The 19,637-nt window shown below is 43.6% G+C and carries 15 protein-coding genes; 8 read left to right on the plus strand and 7 right to left on the minus strand.

Annotated elements, in window-relative coordinates:
• The first annotated feature begins 86 nt into the window (after positions 1–86).
• Positions 87–1,913, plus strand: coding sequence for a maltodextrin glucosidase (gene malZ / locus FR741_RS05275; RefSeq protein WP_167426371.1), 1,827 nt, complete (start codon positions 87–89; stop codon positions 1,911–1,913).
• Between the two features lie 176 nt (positions 1,914–2,089).
• A complete protein-coding gene (locus FR741_RS05280; RefSeq protein ID WP_167426372.1) occupies positions 2,090–3,565 on the plus strand; it encodes a sensor domain-containing diguanylate cyclase in 1,476 nt (491 codons plus the stop codon).
• Between the two features lie 35 nt (positions 3,566–3,600).
• Here the strand turns inward: FR741_RS05280 and dusC are convergent, their stop codons facing one another.
• On the minus strand, positions 3,601–4,560 hold the full coding sequence (dusC, locus tag FR741_RS05285; RefSeq protein WP_167426373.1) for a tRNA dihydrouridine(16) synthase DusC: 960 nt from the start codon (positions 4,558–4,560) through the stop codon (positions 3,601–3,603).
• A gap of 170 nt (positions 4,561–4,730) precedes the next feature.
• Between dusC and FR741_RS05290 the strand changes: the two genes are divergently transcribed.
• Positions 4,731–5,348, plus strand: coding sequence for a YecA family protein (locus FR741_RS05290; RefSeq protein ID WP_167426374.1), 618 nt, complete (start codon positions 4,731–4,733; stop codon positions 5,346–5,348).
• A 91-nt stretch (positions 5,349–5,439) separates the two neighbouring features.
• On the opposite strand, the gene dsbB is transcribed toward FR741_RS05290, so the two are convergent.
• Together dsbB and nhaB are read right to left on the minus strand one after the other, a co-directional pair.
• Positions 5,440–5,976, minus strand: coding sequence for a disulfide bond formation protein DsbB (gene dsbB, locus FR741_RS05295; protein ID WP_005396949.1), 537 nt, complete (start codon positions 5,974–5,976; stop codon positions 5,440–5,442).
• Positions 5,977–6,059: 83 nt separating this feature from the next.
• Complete coding sequence (nhaB, locus tag FR741_RS05300) at positions 6,060–7,646, minus strand: Na(+)/H(+) antiporter NhaB (protein WP_005396952.1); 1,587 nt, start codon at positions 7,644–7,646, stop codon at positions 6,060–6,062.
• 639 nt (positions 7,647–8,285) lie between these two features.
• On the opposite strand from nhaB, the gene fadR reads away from it, so the two are divergent.
• Complete coding sequence (gene fadR, locus FR741_RS05305) at positions 8,286–9,125, plus strand: fatty acid metabolism transcriptional regulator FadR (RefSeq protein ID WP_005396954.1); 840 nt, start codon at positions 8,286–8,288, stop codon at positions 9,123–9,125.
• Positions 9,126–9,244: 119 nt separating this feature from the next.
• Here fadR and FR741_RS05310 read toward each other — a convergent pair whose 3' ends face one another.
• Positions 9,245–10,054, minus strand: a complete 810-nt coding sequence (locus tag FR741_RS05310; protein WP_048625765.1) for a hypothetical protein — start codon at positions 10,052–10,054, stop codon at positions 9,245–9,247.
• Positions 10,055–10,260: 206 nt separating this feature from the next.
• On the minus strand, positions 10,261–12,336 hold the full coding sequence (gene metG, locus FR741_RS05315) for a methionine--tRNA ligase (RefSeq protein WP_046874415.1): 2,076 nt from the start codon (positions 12,334–12,336) through the stop codon (positions 10,261–10,263).
• Positions 12,337–12,498: 162 nt separating this feature from the next.
• Here metG and apbC point away from each other — a divergent pair, with 162 nt between their 5' ends.
• The 3 genes from apbC (at position 12,499) to FR741_RS05330 (ending at position 16,673) form a co-directional block, all read left to right on the plus strand.
• Positions 12,499–13,575 (plus strand): iron-sulfur cluster carrier protein ApbC, encoded by a 1,077-nt coding sequence (apbC, locus tag FR741_RS05320; protein WP_167426375.1) that lies wholly within the window; start codon positions 12,499–12,501, stop codon positions 13,573–13,575.
• A 180-nt stretch (positions 13,576–13,755) separates the two neighbouring features.
• The gene (gene udk, locus FR741_RS05325) at positions 13,756–14,397 is read left to right on the plus strand and encodes a uridine kinase (protein ID WP_005396962.1); all 642 of its coding nucleotides are present in this window, start codon (positions 13,756–13,758) and stop codon (positions 14,395–14,397) included.
• 188 nt (positions 14,398–14,585) lie between these two features.
• On the plus strand, positions 14,586–16,673 hold the full coding sequence (locus tag FR741_RS05330; protein ID WP_167426376.1) for an AsmA family protein: 2,088 nt from the start codon (positions 14,586–14,588) through the stop codon (positions 16,671–16,673).
• A gap of 62 nt (positions 16,674–16,735) precedes the next feature.
• Here FR741_RS05330 and cobO read toward each other — a convergent pair whose 3' ends face one another.
• Entirely contained in the window at positions 16,736–17,341 is a 606-nt protein-coding gene (gene cobO / locus FR741_RS05335) for a cob(I)yrinic acid a,c-diamide adenosyltransferase (RefSeq protein ID WP_005396966.1), read from the minus strand.
• Between the two features lie 117 nt (positions 17,342–17,458).
• On the opposite strand from cobO, the gene FR741_RS05340 reads away from it, so the two are divergent.
• Positions 17,459–17,908 (plus strand): low molecular weight protein-tyrosine-phosphatase, encoded by a 450-nt coding sequence (locus FR741_RS05340; protein WP_164666428.1) that lies wholly within the window; start codon positions 17,459–17,461, stop codon positions 17,906–17,908.
• Positions 17,909–17,968: 60 nt separating this feature from the next.
• On the opposite strand, the gene FR741_RS05345 is transcribed toward FR741_RS05340, so the two are convergent.
• The gene (locus tag FR741_RS05345) at positions 17,969–19,528 is read right to left on the minus strand and encodes a SulP family inorganic anion transporter (protein WP_005396973.1); all 1,560 of its coding nucleotides are present in this window, start codon (positions 19,526–19,528) and stop codon (positions 17,969–17,971) included.
• Positions 19,529–19,637 lie beyond the last annotated feature (109 nt).

A 19,637-nucleotide genomic window follows, 5' to 3' on the forward strand; every position in this document is an offset into this window, starting at 1 on the left:
GCTGATATGTCAACTCGCAAGGAGGATTTCTTGTCTCTCATTCTTCAATAACATAGTGGCATATCCGATGACGAGGAGTGCCCATAATGAACCTGCCATTTATTTTTCATAGTCAAACTATTGATGGTTTAGCTTTTAATCAAGAGCAAGTCACAGTCAGACTGAAAACCGAGACATTGGATTTTGATTCCGTATATGTGCGTCTTGAGCCGGACAATGAAGAATATCTGGTCGACATGGCTCAAATTGGAACAGCTGGGGAATTGTTACTATGGGAAGCATCGTTCCGACCAAATCGAGATCGAGATGTCACACATTATGTGTTTAAGCTTCTCAAAGACGGACAACAATACTGGCTCGATGCACGAGGCGTACAAAAGCGTATTCCACCCAAAGAGTTCCACTTTAAGTTGAATGTAAACCATCAACCACCAAGCTGGGTCCAAGAGCAAGTGTTCTATCAAATCTTTCCTGACCGTTTTTCTGCTAGTAAAAGTGAATCTGACATTCGTAAAGCTTATGCTCAGCATGATTCAGAAGCGATCATTAAATCGTGGGGAGAAGCGGTGGGGTCTCACAAAAATACAGGAGCAAGAGAGTTTTTTGGCGGCGATCTCAAAGGTGTGGAGCAGAAGTTGGATTATCTTGAGCAGCTCGGTGTAACAGCGCTTTACTTCAATCCGATCTTTTCTTCACCAAGTAATCATAAATACGACACCACCGATTATTTCACTGTTGACCTTATGTTCGGCACCAATGATCAGTTTGCGGAACTGTGTGAGAAAATCCGTGGTAAGAATATGAAGATTGTCTTAGACGCGGTGTTTAACCACACGTCAGTGCATCATCCTTGGTTTGATATCCAACAAAAAGGAGAAGGGGCGTATGGCAATCCGCAGTCAAAGTTCCGCGATTACTACTTTTTCGAAGGCGAAACCAATCACTATATTGGTTGGAAGGGCATTGGTAACTTACCGGTTCTGAACTTCGAAAATGAACAAGTGCGTGACTATATCTATCAAAGCGAAGCATCTGTTATTAAGCACTGGCTTAAGCCGCCATACTCAGTCGATGGTTGGCGATTTGATGTTATTCATATGCTTGGCGAAGGAGAGGGAGCGAAAAACAATGCTCATTATGTTGAAGCGTTTCGCCATGCGACGAAGTCAGTCAATCCGAATGCCTATGTGCTAGGTGAGCACTTTTTTGAAGCGACACAGTGGCTGCAAGGTGACCAAGAGGATGGGGCGATGAACTACTACGGTTTTGCTCATCCAGTTCGAGCTTTTATCGCGCAGCAAGATATTATGTATGAACCAATCAACATTGATGGTTTGGAGTTTAAAGCATGGTTGGACGAAGCCAGAGCAAAAATTCCATTTTCGAATCAGCTATCGCAGCTAAATCAACTCGATAGTCATGATACTGCTCGTTTTATCACACTGGTTGATGGTGATAAGCGTAAAATGAACATCGCACTTGCTCTGCTCATGACATACGTCGGTACACCTTGTATTTACTATGGGAGTGAAGTCGGACTAGAGGGAGGGCTGGACCCGGATAATCGTCGCTGTTTCCCTTGGAATGAAATCGAAAACTCAGCATGGCTGTCGATTTACAAGCAATGGATTTCGATACGTAAACAGTACAAGTCTTTACAGTCTGGTAGTATTCAATGGCTGCATTGCGATACCAACGTGCTGGCTTATGCGCGCGTACTTGGAAGTGAAGCGATCGTTGTTGTGATGAATCTAAGTGGCGATGAGTGTTCAATTGACTTGCCTCTGTGGCAACTTGGTTTGGAGGCTACCCATCTTTCGCCACTACTGGATGGACGCGAACTTATTGATTATAAGGGTCATCTTTCTGTCAATATACCTGCACAGAGCTTCAAATTGTGGCAACTGAAGTGACACTAACTTCTATATTGATTAAACTTCTTTAATATATAAACAGTCTCCTACAATGCGTATACATTTGTTGGTTATCTGATCAACTGGCGATGCGCACTACGCATTGCCAGTTGATAAGACAGCGTAATCCCATTGTTTGATAAGAGACGGTCTACCTTTCACATACATGGTACTCAATGGTTAACCAAAGGCGATTTAGTCTCTCATTTGTCATCTTTTTCCCCCTCGCATTATTTGTAGTGGTTTTGCTTGTTACGACAAAAAACTACTACGATGCGGTCAATCGCTATATTGATTCTGAGTATGCACGTATTGATCGTGCCATGTCCCGTGGTATTAAAGTCCTCACCGCCTTAGATTATAGTTTTACTAACTATACGAATTACGCTAACCCATTGTTTGAAGAGCACAATTCTTTAGTCAAAAAGGGGCTTTGTTATATTTGGCCGATAGACGTCTTATTGCTAGAGAGTGTCTACAGTGAGGGGTTACCTGCGGTTGATCTTGATTACATGATTGTGGGCGATGAAAGCTTATGTCAGCAAGGTTCAACGATTAACCAATTAGCTGAACAAAAGGCGGGTTTTGCACCGTCATTGTCTTTTCTGCACGATATTGAATCCCATATCGTTGGTATTCATTACATCGATAAGCGTGGTTACGTCATTTCGTCTCCTGACACGTACGCGAAAAACTTCACTAGAGAGCTTTGGTCAACGCTAAAAGCGCGCCCATTTTGGCAAAAAACCGCACAAGATAAAGTGAACATCACATTGGCCGGACCTGGGCCGATGTTGGATTCGATGGAAGGTCAAATCATTAGTATGACGGTGCCTGTTTACGAAAAAGGGAGGCATCAAGGTGTGCTGTCCATTGATTTTGATGTCAATGCGTTGATGGCTTCGTCGCTAGGTCTTGTTGGTAAGTTTCATTTGGTTTCCAATTTACAATCCATTCCTTCTAACAGTACACGTATCAAACCAGTCGAGTTAGAGCGATTGAGTGCGAATCACAGCATGTATTACGAGTACAACCTTTGGAATGAAGCTAAGAACCTAGCGGTTTTCGAAAAATACAGCCTTATTGTTGCGATCTCTATTTACGTTTTGAGCACAGTCGTATTGTTCTATGTGAATATGCATAGTGAGCGACGTTATTTTAAAGATCTCGCCGCCAGAGATCCGATGACGAGCTTGTTGAACCGTCGAGGAATGCAAACCGTGTGGCGCAATAAGATGACGAAAAAACAGGTTGCATTAGCAGTGTTCGATATTGATAACTTCAAGAAGATCAATGATACCTATGGTCATGATGTAGGCGACTCTGCGATTCAGCTAGTTGCAAAATGTATACGTGAAAATATTCGCCACACCGATGTCGCCTCAAGATTTGGTGGCGAAGAGTTCGTGTTGGCGATTTACGACGAAGACTCGGAAGGCATTAAGCTGATTCTAGAGCGGGTAAAAAAAGCCATAGACGAACGCTCGACACGCGTGACTAAAGAAGGTTTTACGATCTCTGGCGGTGTGGTGTTCAGTAAAGAGAACCGAGTGGAAAGCTTTGATGAGTTATTTAAAGCGGCGGATGAAAAGTTATATCAAGCCAAGAGTACAGGCAAAAATAAGATTTGCTACGAAGATCTAAGCGCTTAAAGGGCGAGCAGTTCGCCCTTTGCAATGCTCAGATTTTATGCAACCTGAGAATTTAACTCATCACGATAATGTTGAATATGCTCAACAATCGGCGCGGCTTTGTTAAACGTTCGGATTTCTCTGAATAGATCTTTTGCTTCAGGATAGGCCTGACGTAAGTAAGAGAACCATTGTTTTACACGGTTTGGATAGTACAAGCCTTTGTCGCCTTTCATCTCAAACTTGGAGTAGTAGATCAGTAGCTCAACCACCTCGGGCCATGACATTGGCTGGTGGTTGTGTTTTACCATGTTGCCCAAGTTAGGGATATTGAAAGCGCCGCGGCACACCATCAAAGAGTCAACGCCAGTCGTTTCAATGCAACGTTGACCATCTTCATAATTCCAAATTTCGCCATTCGCAATAAGCGGAATATCAAAACGTTCGCGAATTTGGTTGATGTAATCCCATTTTATCTCAGACGCTTTGTAACCACCCTGCTTAGTCCGAGCGTGAACGGTGAGTTCATTTGCACCAGCAGATTGAATGGCATCAACAATTTCAAAGCAATCTTCAGGGTTTTCCCAGCCAAGACGAATTTTTGCGGTCACAGGAATAGCCTCTGGAACAGCTTCTCGACAAGCTTTAACCACACGGTGAATTAGCTCAGGATGCTGAAGTAGAGCAGCACCACCCTTACTTTTATTGACCATTTTGGCTGGGCAACCAAAATTTATATCGATGCCTCTAGCGCCAAGGCTTGCCGCTTTAATTGCGTTCTCAGCCATCCAGTTTGGTTCTTGTCCTAACAATTGCACATGTACTGGCACACCTGATGCGGTTTGAGAACCTTGCAACAGCTCCGGGCATAAACGGTGAAATACATGATCGGGCAATAACTGGTCGATGACTCGAACAAATTCCGTAACACATAGGTCATAGTCGTTTATCTCGGTCAGGATTTGGCGCATCAAATGGTCTAAAACGCCTTCCATTGGGCCTAGTACAACTCGCATAGTTTGCCTAATACAGTTTGGTGATAAAAAGGAGGGCGATTGTAGCGATGTAAGCTAAGTTTGTCATTAAAAGACTCAAAGCACTCAATACAGTCAAACTCGCAACTCCCGGTTACGTGCTTTTATGCTCTGAGGTATAATGCCGCCAAATTTATGGGAAACCAGATGTCATGCAATACACATTGATTGAGAAAGGCGAAATTCACATCGATGAATCTTGCCTATTTATCGAAGGCGCAGTGCTCGCTGCTAATCTGACGACAAAACCACTCGCTCCTGAAAAGTGGTTAGAGCCGCTATTAGGTGAAGGATTCAAAGCGATTCAACCGGCAGTAGAAGAGCAAATTCACAAGCAGCACAATCGAATTCAACGAAACGAATATTCCGTGCTAAAGCTAACAGGCAAAGAACCTGAACAACTTGCTGATTTTGCCGAAGGCTTTATGTCTGTTTGGCCAATGATTGAAGAACAATGGCAAGACGTTGAGCTCAATGATGGATTGCAACGTATGCTACAAGCATTACTGACCACTTTGATGCTGGCTATCGATGAGTCGGCAACGCAGCAACAGATGCGCGACGCCGGTATTGAAACGCCTCCAGCTCTTGCAGACTTGGTCGACCAGCTTGATTTGATGGTTGGTGAAGTGGCGTTAGGAGCGGATGAGTTGATGGTAGGCAATAAGGCTCAAAGCCTAAACCCATTCAAAGGTATCGGGCGCAATGATCCTTGTCCTTGTGAGAGCGGCAAAAAGTTCAAGCAGTGTTGTGGTCAATCACGTGGTTGAGTTAACGTGGTTAAGTTAAATAGCCGCGATGTTTACTCAGTAAAAAGCCGACCATCTGGTCGGCTTTTTTCGTTATCATTTCTCTGAAGGATTAACGAATCGGATTAGTGCGTCTTGCTGGGAAGAATTGTGCGATCACAATTAATGCTAAAGCGATTAAATTGCCCGCGAAAATAACTACTAACCATTGTGGCATTGATAAATCGAGGAATTGCCAAACAATCTTCGAGCAATCGCCGTATGCTTCGAACATCCAAGGAACCCACTGATTAAGCGGAGCCCAGCTAGGGAATGTTACGAATAAATCACAAGTCGCGAATGGTGATGGGTTAAACTGATAATCAACGTGCTGCTGAGCAAGCAACAGTCCTTTGTAAGAGCTTAATCCCCAGCCAATCAAACCTAGCCAACGGAAAACTGGGTTATTTGGTGCCATAAGACCAACGATTGCAGCGACACCCACTCCCATCATCGCGACTCGTTCGTAGATACACATGACACATGGAGCAAGCATCATGACGTGCTGAAAATAGAGGGCACATGCTTCAAAGAAAACGACGAATAGCAGAAGCAGCAGCCACGATAAGCGTCCCTTCGAAAACTGGTTAAGTGAATTTAAAATAGTCACGTTTTTGTTCCTGTCTGAAATAGAAAAAGCTCTGAATACTCAGAGCTTTTTAACGTGGATAAGTTTCCTAATCAACTCAAATTTTAGTGACCGCCGGAGACTACGGGAGTCAGATCACCACTATGAGGTAAAATCCAGCCTGCATCGTAGAAAGAAGCCGTTGCAGGCTCTAGGAAGAACATAATGCCCATTAGCCCGACAATCGCAAGAACGATGGTGTAAGGCAGCGCCATGATAACCATTCGACCGTAAGACAGACGAATTAATGGAGCGAGAGCCGAGGTGAGTAGGAATAGGAATGCCGCTTGACCGTTTGGCGTAGCAACAGATGGTAGGTTAGTACCAGTGTTGATAGCAACTGCCAGTAAGTCGAACTGCTCGCGAGTAATGAGACCTTCAATGAGTGCTGTTTTTACTTCATTGATGTAAACCGTACCGACGAATACGTTATCCGACACCATTGATAGTAAGCCATTCGCGACATAGAACAGAGCTAACTGAGTGCCTTTATCTTCAACGGCAAGCACTGCGTCGATAACTGGTTTAAACAACTCTTGGTCGATGATTACCGCAACGATCGAGAAAAATACCGCAAGTAGTGCAGTGAAAGGCAGAGCCTCTTCAAACGCTTTACCCATGGAATGCTCTTCAATGACGCCAGTGAAAGCCGTCGCTAAGATGATCACTGAAAGACCAATTAAGCCTACCGCCGCCAAGTGCAAGGCTAATGCCACGATCAACCAAACGGCAATAAGCCCTTGAACCCATAGCTTTGCAACGTCTTGATTGGTACGCGTTTTGCGTTCTTCATTGTCAAAGTCAACGAGGATTTGACGAACGTTGTTAGGAAGTTTTGCACCGTAGCCAAACACTTTAAGCTTTTCGACTAGAGCACAAGTGATGAGACCGCAGAAAAATACGGGTAGCGTCACTGGAGACATACGGATTAGGAATTCACCAAATAACCAACCCGCTTGGTCTGCAATAATTAAGTTTTGAGGTTCACCTACCATAGTGGTTACGCCACCTAGCGCAGTACCTACACCAGCGTGCATCAACAATGAGCGTAAAAAGGCGCGGTAATTTTCTAAGTCATCACGCGTTAGCTCAGTGATCGTGTCATCTTGTGTGTGGTCATGGTCACCAATCGGGTTACCTGAAGCCACTTTGTGGTAGATAGAGTAGAAACCGATCGCCACACTGATAACAACGGCGATAACCGTCAAAGCATCCAAAAACGCAGATAAAAATGCAGCGGCAAAGCAAAACGCAAGTGATAGAAGGGTTTTGGAGCGAATACCAAGTAAAATTTTGGTAAAAATGAACAGCAATAAATGCTTCATGAAGTAGATGCCCGCAACCATAAATACCAGCAGCAGTAATACCTCAATATTTGCCACCAACTCGTGCTTAACTTGCGCAGGGCTAGTCATGCCGATAGCGATGGCTTCAATAGCAAGTAAACCACCAGGTTGTAATGGGTAGCATTTTAATGCCATTGCAAGCGTGAAAATAAATTCAGCAACCAGCAACCACCCAGCAACAAATGGGTTTATTAGGAAGAATACAATCGGGTTAATTATTAAGAAGGCTATAATGGCAACTTTGTACCAATCAGGCGCTTTACCAAGAAAGTTCTTGATAAAAGCGTTTCCGAGCGATATCGGCATGATAATTCTCTTTATAACAAAATTATGAATAGACACTACAATAGTGCTTAAGTATCTGTTTGTTAAACTTATTAACTAGTCTTTTAAAACAATAACTTAGTAAAACAACAATCCTTTGTTTATTGCAGTCTTGCCAAGTTACTTCCCCTGAACTCAAGCACCGCTCACTTTCGACCGCAAACTCTACACTCAGGCATTTATTAGTCAATAACAAAACGTGATGCTACCGACTAAAATGACTTTTTAAATGTAATAACGCGATCAAAACGGCGTTACTATATCATGAAAGGCTCAAAAAAATCCTCTTGGATTTTAAATGACGGTCAGTGACGAGAAAAGGCAAATTAAGAAAGAATATTAACTGTGATATACAAAGTAATTTTTCATATTTTGAATATAAAATTGTGACGCAGTAGTCTTTATTTCTCCGCAATTTGTGAGCTGTTTAATTAAACGAAAATTCAGATTTTACCGCTTTCACTCGCACGTCAGACCCTCCTAGATTGACATAACATATAGAGTATTAACTCTATATTGTAGAATCGTTTCAATTATTGATCGTAAATTTTCTCAAACCGTTAAGTAGTGGTATGATGAGTAGTATCGACCCTCAGAAATCAATATTGGATAAAAAGTAGAATGGTCATAAAGGCGAAAAGCCCTGCGGGATTCGCAGAAAAATATATTATCGAGAGCATTTGGAACGGCCGTTTTCCTCCTGGCTCTATTTTACCTGCTGAACGCGAGCTGTCTGAGCTAATTGGTGTTACTCGAACGACTTTACGAGAGGTTCTTCAACGACTAGCCCGTGATGGTTGGTTAACAATCCAACACGGTAAACCAACGAAGGTAAACCAATTTATGGAGACCTCTGGTCTGCATATTTTGGATACGTTGATGACGTTGGACGTAGATAACGCAACAAACATTGTAGAAGATTTGCTTGCAGCACGTACCAACATCAGCCCTATCTTTATGCGTTATGCATTTAAAGCAAATAAAGAGAACTCTGAGCGCACGATCAAGAATGTAATTGAATCTTGTGAAGCTTTAATGAATGCTGCTTCTTGGGACGATTTCATCGCTTCTTCACCTTATGCTGAGAAAGTCTTACAGAACGTGAAAGAAGACAACGAGAAAGATGAAGCGAAGCGTCAAGAAATCTTGATTGCTAAAACGTTCAACTTTTACGACTACATGTTGTTCCAACGCCTAGCATTCCATTCAGGGAATCAGATTTACGGTTTGATTTTTAATGGCTTGAAGAAGCTCTATGATCGCGTTGGTAGCTATTATTTCTCAAACCCAGCTTCTCGTGAGCTAGCGCTGAAGTTTTACCATCAGTTGCTAGAAACTTGTGAAAGTGGTCAGCGTGAACAACTGCCAGTTGTGATTCGTCACTATGGTATGGAAAGTGCGCTAATCTGGAACGAGATGAAAAAGCAATTACCAACGAACTTCACAGAAGATGACAGCTAAGCGCTGAGAAGTTTGATGAATTAAAAACCGCAGAACCTAAGGTCTGCGGTTTTTTTGTTTTTACCTATAGATACCAGTTACGTTCCTGTTGTGACAATTGGCACAGCACTGTATAGAGCTTATCTTGCTACAGAGAGTTTGGGCAACGGTAGATACAATGCTTCAACGATGTCTGAAAGGACGTGGTCGTAAGTATTGAAGATGGTCAACGATAAGTCTGATGTGACGCCATAAAGCTCTGCTTCTGTTAAGTCGACATGACTTCCTGTCACATAGTTATTTAACGTCTGTATTGAGCGTGTGGAAGCAGGAGAAACGATACTAAGCGGAGCGATAACTGCTAATTGATTTAGCTTGCGTGTCATAACCGATGCGTAATTTGTGAAACGCTCATTTCCGCCTTGCTCTCCTAAATCTTGAATGCTGATTCGTAACTGAGTCAGGGTCTCCAAGCTATCCATAATGTTTTGCCAGTTCATGTGATACTCATTATGCAAGTCATCTCTTTGCTCAACCGCTAGCCATGCGATGGTTACTTCATCCATCAAAAACAAGCAATGACGAATTAACTTACCATGCTCCATCTGGTTCCTTGCAACACTGTGATCGTTCCATTGTTCAAGCAGTTTTCCTACTTTGATCTGCAGCACGCGATACATGGGTTTATTTTCAAAGCGTGAGGTTTCGACCAAAAGATGCAGTTTGTTGGTGAGATCGTTATGAAGGACTTCTAATTCTTGTTCGTTATTTTGTTGAAATTGAAGTGAGTAGTGCGTCGCAGCTCGATGGCGTCTCAGCAGATGAACAACATCTCGCAATAATGTTAACAGCTGATATTTACGCGCGTGTTGCTGCTCTCGTTTAGAAGATAAGTGATATATTCCGGCTAAAATAGCGATAGATAATAATGTGGAAATCAAAACAAACATAACCAACTCCTTGTTAGTGTTTGGACCTAGCAAGGAAGGATTGCAGTTTTGATGCCAAACAAAAATTAAATTAAAACAACTGGTTATGTTAAATGTTCTTTTGGGGCGGTCGTTATTGGTGCATGGATTCACCAAAGTTGTGAATATGATCAAAAAATCCCTGCCAAATTGGCAGGGATTTTATAGTGTTATATTTGGAATGCGACTTACATTACGCGCATGCCAGGTTGAGCGCCTTCGTGTGGCTCAAGAATCCATAAGTCGCTGCCACCAGGGCCCGCTGCTAGGATCATGCCTTCTGACATACCAAACTTCATCTTACGAGGTTTTAGGTTTGCTACCATTACCGTTAGTTTGCCTTCTAGCTCTTCAGGTTTGTACGCTGACTTGATGCCAGAGAACACTTGACGAGTTTCACCACCGATGTCCAGTTGGAACTTAAGCAGTTTGTTTGCTTTTGGCACTTCTTCACAAGAGATGATACGAGCGATACGCATATCTACTGCTGCAAAAGCGTCGAACTCAATCTCTTCAGCGATTGGCTCTTTGTCTAGCTCAGTTTGGCTAGCCTTGTTCTTTTCCGCTTCTGCTTTCTCTTTCGCCGCCATTTCTGCCGCCGCATCTTCTTTAGATGCTTCGATCATCGCTTCAACATTCTTCGGATCGATACGGTTGAACAGTGCTTTGAACTTAGTGATCTCGTGGCCTGTTAGTGGCGCAGCGATGTTTTCCCAAGTCAGCTCTTGGTTTAGGAATGCTTCAGTACGTGCAGCAAGTGCAGGCATTACTGGTTTCAGGTAAGTCATCAGTACACGGAACAGGTTGATACCGACAGAACAGATGTCTTGTAGCTCCTGATCTTTGCCTTCTTCTTTTGCTACAACCCACGGTGCTTTTTCATCAACGTATTGGTTAGCTTTGTCTGCCAGTGCAGTGATTTCACGGATTGCACGACCAAATTCACGTGTTTCGTAAAGCTCAGCGATACGGTCAGCCGCAGCAACAAATTCGTTGTAAAGCTCAGGCTCTGCAAAGTTGTCAGACAGTTTGCCTTCAAAACGTTTTGCGATGAAACCTGCGTTACGAGATGCCAGGTTAACGATCTTGTTAACAACGTCAGCGTTTACGCGCTGAGTGAAGTCTTCAAGGTTAAGATCTAGATCGTCGATACGGCTGTTTAGCTTCGCCGCGTAGTAGTAACGTAGACACTCAGGGTCTAGGTGCTCTAGGTAAGTGCTTGCTTTTACGAAAGTACCTTTAGACTTCGACATTTTCGCGCCGTTTACGGTTACGTAACCGTGTACGAATACGTTGTTAGGCTTGCGGAAGCCAGAACCTTCTAGCATTGCTGGCCAAAATAGGCTGTGGAAGTAAACGATGTCTTTACCGATGAAGTGGTACAGTTCTGCTGAGCTGTCTTTCTTCCAGTACTCGTCGAAATCTAGGTCGTCGCGCTTGTCACATAGGTTTTTGAAAGAACCCATGTAGCCGATAGGTGCGTCTAGCCATACGTAGAAGAATTTGTTCTTCTCACCTGGGATCTCGAAGCCGAAGTATGGCGCGTCACGTGAGATATCCCATTGTTGTAGACCTGATTCAAACCACTCTTGCATTTTGTTCGCGGTTTCAGCTTGTAGCGAGCCAGAGCGAGTCCACTCTTTTAGCATGCTTTCAAACTGAGGCAGGTCGAAGAAGAAGTGCTCAGAATCTTTCATTACTGGCGTCGCACCAGAAACCGCAGATTTAGGATTGATCAGTTCTGTTGGGCTGTAAGTCTCACCACAGTTGTCACAGTTGTCACCGTACTGGTCTTCTGACTTACATTTTGGACACGTACCTTTTACGAAACGGTCCGGTAGGAACATCTCTTTTTCTGGGTCGAACAACTGAGAAATTGTGCGGCTAGAGATAAAGCCGTTTTTCTTCAGCTCAAGATAAATGTGTGACGCTAGCTCACGGTTCTCATCTGAGTGTGTGCTGTGGTAGTTATCAAAGCTGATATCAAAGCCAGCAAAGTCTTTCTGGTGCTCTTCGCTAACTGCGGCAATCATTTCTTCAGGAGTAATACCCATCTGTTGCGCTTTAAGCATGATTGGCGTGCCATGAGCATCGTCAGCACAGATGAAGTTTACAGTGTTGCCGCGTAGGCGTTGGTAACGAACCCAAATGTCCGCTTGGATATGCTCAAGCATATGACCAAGGTGGATCGAACCGTTAGCGTACGGAAGGGCACAAGTTACCAGCATTTTCCTTGACGGAAAGTTTCTTGGATCGTTTGCCATACTTAATATTCGCTTTTCTTGATAGGTATAAATAAATTTTGATGGATAATACTACCCCATGAACTCACTAACTCCAAGGTGTCAAACTGCGGAATGCCTTAGTTTTTTTGGGGTTCTGGTTGAGGGAGGACGGTGTTAGCATGGCATCTAAAAGGAGGACTTATGCATCAGTTCACTTCAAAACAAGATTTTTGTCACTGGTTTAACCAATTCCAGCATCCACAGTTGGTGGAAAATTGGGCAGATATTCATGGCGCAATTTCGATTACGGCACAAGGTTCTGTTGAGATAACGTTGCCATTCGCAAGTAATGAGCTTCAAACCATATTGCATGACTGGATTAAACAGCAACAAACCGCAGATAAAGTGGCTGAATTCCCATTCAATATTCGCCTTGGAGTTAAAGCATTAGAAACTCAAGTGGCCAATCCGGTTAAAGGTGTTAAGAACATCATTGCCGTTAGTTCTGCGAAAGGTGGGGTCGGTAAGTCAACGACTGCGGTTAACATAGCATTGGCGATTGCTCAATCTGGGGCGAAAGTGGGATTGTTGGATGCGGATATCTACGGACCTTCCGTCCCTATGATGTTAGGGCAAGAAGATGCAAAACCAGAAGTTCGTGATGGTAAGTGGATGGAGCCCATTTTCGCTCACGGCATCTATACTCACTCTATCGGCTATTTAGTGGACAAATCAGAAGCGGCAATATGGCGCGGTCCAATGGCTTCAAAAGCGTTGTCGCAGTTATTAACGGAAACAGACTGGCCCGATTTAGATTATTTGGTGATTGATATGCCGCCAGGCACGGGTGATATACAGTTGACGTTGTCACAACAGATTCCGGTGACAGGTAGCGTGCTAGTCACAACACCGCAAGATTTAGCCCTTGCCGATGCAAGGAAGGGTGCGGCAATGTTTAACAAAGTCCATGTCCCGGTCATTGGTGTTGTGGAAAACATGAGTTATCACATTTGTAGTCAATGTGGCGCGAAAGAGCATATTTTTGGTATGGGCGGAGCTGAAAAAATGTCGCAAGAATTTGGCTTAGCATTGTTAGGACAAATTCCGCTTCATATCTCTATGCGAGAAGATATTGACGCTGGAGTGCCAACGGTAGCAAGACGCCCAGAAAGTGAGCATGCAGGGTATTATAAGCAACTTGCCGATCGCGTATGTAGCACGATGTTTTGGCAAGGTAAAGCAAAACCAGATGCGATTAGCTTTACAATGGTGAACTAAGTTTACTATGCCTGTTGGTTGATAATTGCACATTTTAACGTTTGCTCGGAGGTTAATCCTCTGAGCAGGCAGAAACTTATGACTAAACCCTAATTCCAACTAGTAACTATGGGGTGAACTCCCTATAATCAGGCAGTTTATCTTTTTATGTGACTAGAAATCATCATCGGGTGCAAACTAATGTCTGATAATAATCAATGCGTCATCGTAGGTATTGCTGGCGCTTCTGCTTCTGGAAAAAGTCTGATCGCGAGCACTATTTATAATGAGCTTCGCGCGAAAGTAGGCGATCATCAAATCGGTGTCATCACGGAAGATTGCTACTACAACGACCAAAGCCACCTAAGCATGGAAGAGCGAGTAAAGACGAACTACGATCACCCGAGTGCGTTGGACCACGACCTACTGTGTGAGCACCTTGAAAAATTGGTACGTGGTGAAGCAGTAGAAGTACCTGAGTACAGCTACACTGAGCACACAAGAACAAGTAACACGACCACAATGACGCCTAAAAAGGTGATCATTCTAGAAGGCATCCTTCTTCTTACTGACCCTCGTCTTCGTGATTTGATGCACGCGACAGTATTTATGGATACACCGTTAGATATTTGCTTACTTCGTCGTGTTAAGCGTGACGTGGAAGAACGAGGCCGAACTATGGAATCTGTTCTTAAGCAGTATCAACAAACAGTACGTCCGATGTTCATGCAGTTTATCGAACCTTCTAAGCAATATGCGGACATTATTGTTCCTCGCGGTGGTAAAAACCGTATCGCAATCGATGTATTAAAAGCTCACATTGCAAGACTTTTGAAAGCTTAAGCCTTTAGACGGCTATATCGCTTTATTTTTAAGAGAAGAAGTGGCACCTTAAGTGCCACTTCTTTTTTTGTTTTTAAATTAGTCAGTTGCAGGTTAAAACCAGACATTTTTCACGCTTTTGTGGAACTGTCAGCGGTAAATGGAGTCTGCGCTTATAATTGTAAAAACACTCGAGCAAGGAAAAACAAATGAAGAAACTGCTCTTAATTCTAGCAATACCGATTGTGGTCATTTTGGTCGCAATTTTAGCGTTAACCATCTTCGTCAATCCTAACCAGTTTAAGCCCCTTATTGTTGAGCAAGCGCAAAAGCAAACCGGTTTAGAGCTAGTGATTGAAGGAGATATCAGTTGGCAATTTTTCCCATCGATCGGCTTTGAGTTGGGACATACAGAATTGCGAAACCCACAAGGCTTTAGTAAACCCAATTTATTCAAAGTTGATACCGTTGGTGTAGACATCTCTGTCATGCCACTTTTTAGTCAGCAGCTTGAAATTGGAAACGTCACGCTTGATGGGGCTGAGTTCTATATTGAAACCAAGAAAGATGGCAGCAAGAATATTGATGCATTGACGAAAGCCCAAACACAACAAGCAGAGCAAGCGAGCGATACTGCGCCTACGCAAAATGGTGAAACGCAGCCTTCTGGCTCTGATTGGAGCATTAATCTTGCTGGTGTTACGGTTTCTAATGGCTCATTAGAAATGCAGGATAAGCAAGCCGGTAGTTACACCAAACTTTATGATATTTCATTAAACCTTTCCGAATTCGCTTTTGACAACTGGACAACGGCTGATTTTGGCGTGAAGGGCGAAATGAATGACCAAAAGTTCACAGCGAAAGGTCAGGCCGACCTTAAGCTAGAAAAAGGTTTGGCAAACTACGCGCTAAAGAACATCAACTTTGATGCGACATACTCTGACCCTGCCAATAAGATTGAATCGGCAACGATCGGTTTAGATTCGTTTGAATTCGATAAAGTAAATAACCTGACTTATGCCATGAAGGGCGACGCTGGTGGTATGAAGTTAGATATGCAGGGTGCTGGTCAACTTAGTGTAGACAAGGCTATCAGCAAAGTGCAGTTGGATAAGTTAACTCTTAAATCGACTTTTGAGGGTGATGCATTACCTCAGTCACCGATGAAAGTCGACATGGTGTCTGATCTGTCTTTCGACCTAACGAAAAACCAACTTAGTTTTGTCCTAGAGAAGTTAACAGCGAATGCTATCGCCTTAGATGGTAAGGCAGATGTGACACTTGGCGATATTCCTAAAGTACGATTTGCTCTCCACAGCCCAAATATCGATCTTGATGAATTCTTAGGATTAGATCAGCAAGATTCCGAAGGTAATAAGCCTGCTTCTGGTGGCGAGAGTGCTCCAGCTGGGTCTGAGGTTGAGCCTGATTTGTCTGCGTTGAAAACGTTAGATGTAAAGGGTGACATTACCATCGACAAATTCAAAGCGGCAAATGCGAAGATGGAAGCGGTAAAAACGAGCTTCACTGTAAATCGTGGCGTATTTGAGCTTACTTCATTTAGTTCGAAGCTGTACCAAGGCACAATCTCAGCGACAGCGAAGTTAGATGCACGCCAATCACCAGCGACTTACAGTGTGAAAAAGTCAATCAAAGGCGTGAAAGTTCAACCGCTACTTATTGATGTCGCTGATAACGACAAGCTTGAAGGGACGGGTAACATTGATGTGAATGTTACCGGTAAGAGTCTCACGCCTACCGGTATCAAGAAGAATCTTTCTGGTACGGTTGTTATCAATTTTGCTGACGGTGCGGTAAATGGCATCAACGTTGCTCAATTGATTCGTGAAAACTACGCGAAATTTAAAGGGCAAAAAGTCGAAGGCACCAATGAAGTTAAGAAAACAGATTTTAGTGCGATGACGGCGACATTGAAGCTCAATAAAGGTGTCGTATCAACGGATAATATGCAAGCTCAGTCTCCATTGCTCCGTGTTCGTGGTAAAGGCACCGCAAACTACATCAATGAAACTGTTAACTTTACTATCAGCACGTCAGTTGTAGGCAGCCTAGAAGGCCAGGGCGGTAAAGATATAGATGAGTTGAAAGACATCACGATTCCAATCAATGTGTCTGGTAAGTGGGCAGATCCTAAATTCAAGCTCGTATTCGATGATGTTCTGAAGCAGAAAGCTCAGAAAGAAATCGATCGTGGCGTAGAGAAGCTAACGGACAAGATCAAAGACGAAAAAACCAAAGAAGCAGTCGATGGTTTGATAAAGAATCTATTCAATTAGATTCGAGCCAAAGCAAAAAGGGTTGGCATTAGCCAACCCTTTTTTAGTTCTGCTGGTGAGCTTTACCAGTCGACACCTTTCAGCGCTTTGACGCCTGACTCAAATGCATGCTTTACATTCTTCACTTCAGAAACGGTATCAGCCATTTCAATCAGAGTGCGATGAGCGCCACGGCCAGTAATGACAACCGACTGCATTTTAGGGCGGTTGTTCAGCGCTTCAACGACCTCGTCTAAATCAATGTAGCCGTAGCTCACCATGTACGTCAGCTCGTCAAAAAGAACCACATCGATAGATTCATCTTTGAGCATGCGCTTACATTCTTGCCATACGCCTTGCGCTGCTTCGGTATCAGCGGCTTTGTTTTGAGTTTCCCATGTAAAGCCGGTCGCCATTACTTGGAATTCAACGCCGAGTTTCTCAAGTAGGTTGCGCTCACCATTATCCCAAGTACCTTTAATAAACTGCGCGACAGCACAATTCAAACCATGACCCACTGCGCGTGCTATCGTACCGAACCCTGATGTCGATTTACCTTTACCATTTCCGGTAATGATCAGTAGCAGACCTTTTTCCTCTTGAGCAGCAGCAATTTTTGCGTCTACCTGTTCTTTGACTTTTTGTTGGCGAGCCTTATGGCGTGCTTCTTTATTTTCTTCGATAGACATAATACTTCCTCAATTCCTTTTCGTGCTGTGCCCAAGCTAATTTGGGTTCATTGATTTATCTCGCTATGATAGACCAACATATCGTGAAGAAAAACCACCGATAATTCAGGGAATAAAATGAAGAAAATACTTGTTGTTTGTATGGGAAACATTTGTCGGTCACCAACCGGAGAAGCAGTGTTAAGAGCGAAAGCTCAAGAGTTGGGTATTGCCGTGGAGGTTGATTCGGCAGGTGCGATTGGCTACCACGCAGGAAACCCACCGGATTCAAGGGCAATGGCCGCAGGAAAGCAGCGAGGTTACTCTTTTAAAGGAATGCGTGCGCGTCAAGTTACCATTGATGACTTTGAAAAGTTTGACCTGATATTAGCCGCAGATAAAGCAAATTTAGCCGATTTATTGGATATTTGTCCGTTGAAGTATCGACACAAAGTATCGTTATTTTTAAGTCATTCTGGGTCAGATTACGATGAAGTCCCAGACCCATATTACGGTGGAAAAGATGGCTTTGAACTGGTGCTTGATTTAATCGAAGAGGCATCAGAGGAGATTTTGAAGAAGCTATAATCGCCGGGCTTAAAGATAATAGGAAAAGGGATGAGCTGAGCCCATCCCTTTTTATTTGTATTAACCCGCTAAAATGTCGGTTGCCACTTTGTAGCTTGGGTCTTCCTTCACATTGATTTCAACCAAGCTGCCCGCTTTATCTAAAAGCTTGCGGCAATCTGGACTTAGGTGGCGAAGGTGCAGCGTTTTACCTTGAGAGTTGTAACGCTCTGCTAGTGTTTCAATCGCTTCAATTGCGGAGTGATCCGTCACGCGAGAGTCTGCAAAATCGACAATCACATCTTTTGGATCTTCAGGCGCGTTAAACAACTCCAAGAAGTTAGCGGCAGAACCAAAGAAAATAGGACCGTGAATCTTGTACTCTTTTGAACCTTCCTCGTTTAAGCATGTGTCGGCATAGATGTGCTTAGCGTGTTGCCATGCAAACATTAATGCAGAAACAATAACACCAACCGCTACGGCAACGGCTAGGTCAGTAAGAACAGTAACAACGGTCACAAGAACAATAACGAAGAAGTCTTGCTTCGGTACGCGACGCGCTAGTTTAAATGTTGCCCATTCGAATGTACCAATTACAACCATGAACATCACACCAACCAGAGCAGCGAGTGGGATCATTTCAATTAACGAAGAAGCGAATAAGATAAACATCAATAGAGCGATAGCAGCAACGATACCAGATAGACGACCGCGACCACCTGAGTTTACGTTGATCATCGACTGACCAATCATTGCACAACCACCCATAGCACCAAACACAGAACAGGTCATGTTTGCCATACCTTGACCGATACATTCGCGGTTAGATTGACCACGAGTGTTCGTCATCTCATCTAAAACTGTCAGCGTTAGCAGAGATTCAATTAGACCAATGGCCGCTAGAATGATCGCGTATGGAAGAATGATTTGTAGAGTTTCTAGCGTAAATGGCACCGCCGGAATAGAGAAGGTCGGCAGTGAACCTGCGAGTGTTGCCGCTTCATCACCAGACATTGTACGCAAGAAGTCAACAACAGTGCGAGTTTCCAGATCCAAACCAACCACTAAAGCAGTCACCGTTACGATTGCAACAAGTGAAGAGGGTACAGCCGTTGTGATTTTTGGTAGAAAGTGAATGATTGCCATAGTTAGCGCAACCAAACCAAGCATTAGCAGCATTTGGTCTTGTGGTAGCCAAGTAAGCATGCCGTTGATATCTGGCGCTTTAAACTGACCCAACTGAGCTAGGAAGATAACAATAGCCAGACCGTTCACAAAACCAATCATCACAGGGTGAGGCACGATACGGATGAACTTACCCAATTTAAACATACCAGCGGCAATTTGAAGAATACCAGCGAGCATGATGGCTGCGAATAGGTACTGGACACCGTGAGTCGCGACAAGCGAAACCATTACGACTGCCATGGCACCTGTTGCACCAGAGATCATGCCGGGACGACCACCGAAAATGGAAGTAATAAGACCAACGATGAATGCAGCGTAAAGACCGACCATCGGATCTACGCCTGCGACGAACGCAAATGCGACAGCTTCAGGAACCAATGCTAGCGCAACGGTTAAGCCTGATAGCACATCATTTTTTACGGAGTGCTTAGAAAATTGGGGAAATTCGAACATGTTTGTTTTTAAGTTCTCTTTGCAATGAGTTAAACCCGACACATATTCGTATTTGCACAAGCCACTGAGTGGTTGATTTCTAATCAAACATTGCAGTGTAAACCGTAGT

Source organism: Vibrio diabolicus (assembly GCF_011801455.1).
GTDB classification, from domain to species: Bacteria; Pseudomonadota; Gammaproteobacteria; order Enterobacterales; family Vibrionaceae; genus Vibrio; species Vibrio diabolicus.

What these genes read in the sequence shown, in the direction of transcription:
- malZ (WP_167426371.1), top strand. Translation starts at nt 87, where the DNA reads ATGAACCTGCCATTTATTTTTCATAGTCAAACTATTGATGGTTTAGCT.
- FR741_RS05280 (WP_167426372.1), top strand. Translation starts at nt 2,090, where the DNA reads ATGGTTAACCAAAGGCGATTTAGTCTCTCATTTGTCATCTTTTTCCCC.
- dusC (WP_167426373.1), bottom strand. Translation starts at nt 4,560, where the DNA reads ATGCGAGTTGTACTAGGCCCAATGGAAGGCGTTTTAGACCATTTGATG.
- FR741_RS05290 (WP_167426374.1), top strand. Translation starts at nt 4,731, where the DNA reads ATGCAATACACATTGATTGAGAAAGGCGAAATTCACATCGATGAATCT.
- nhaB (WP_005396952.1), bottom strand. Translation starts at nt 7,646, where the DNA reads ATGCCGATATCGCTCGGAAACGCTTTTATCAAGAACTTTCTTGGTAAA.
- fadR (WP_005396954.1), top strand. Translation starts at nt 8,286, where the DNA reads ATGGTCATAAAGGCGAAAAGCCCTGCGGGATTCGCAGAAAAATATATT.
- FR741_RS05310 (WP_048625765.1), bottom strand. Translation starts at nt 10,054, where the DNA reads ATGTTTGTTTTGATTTCCACATTATTATCTATCGCTATTTTAGCCGGA.
- metG (WP_046874415.1), bottom strand. Translation starts at nt 12,336, where the DNA reads ATGGCAAACGATCCAAGAAACTTTCCGTCAAGGAAAATGCTGGTAACT.
- apbC (WP_167426375.1), top strand. Translation starts at nt 12,499, where the DNA reads ATGCATCAGTTCACTTCAAAACAAGATTTTTGTCACTGGTTTAACCAA.
- udk (WP_005396962.1), top strand. Translation starts at nt 13,756, where the DNA reads ATGTCTGATAATAATCAATGCGTCATCGTAGGTATTGCTGGCGCTTCT.
- FR741_RS05330 (WP_167426376.1), top strand. Translation starts at nt 14,586, where the DNA reads ATGAAGAAACTGCTCTTAATTCTAGCAATACCGATTGTGGTCATTTTG.
- cobO (WP_005396966.1), bottom strand. Translation starts at nt 17,341, where the DNA reads ATGTCTATCGAAGAAAATAAAGAAGCACGCCATAAGGCTCGCCAACAA.
- FR741_RS05340 (WP_164666428.1), top strand. Translation starts at nt 17,459, where the DNA reads ATGAAGAAAATACTTGTTGTTTGTATGGGAAACATTTGTCGGTCACCA.
- FR741_RS05345 (WP_005396973.1), bottom strand. Translation starts at nt 19,528, where the DNA reads ATGTTCGAATTTCCCCAATTTTCTAAGCACTCCGTAAAAAATGATGTG.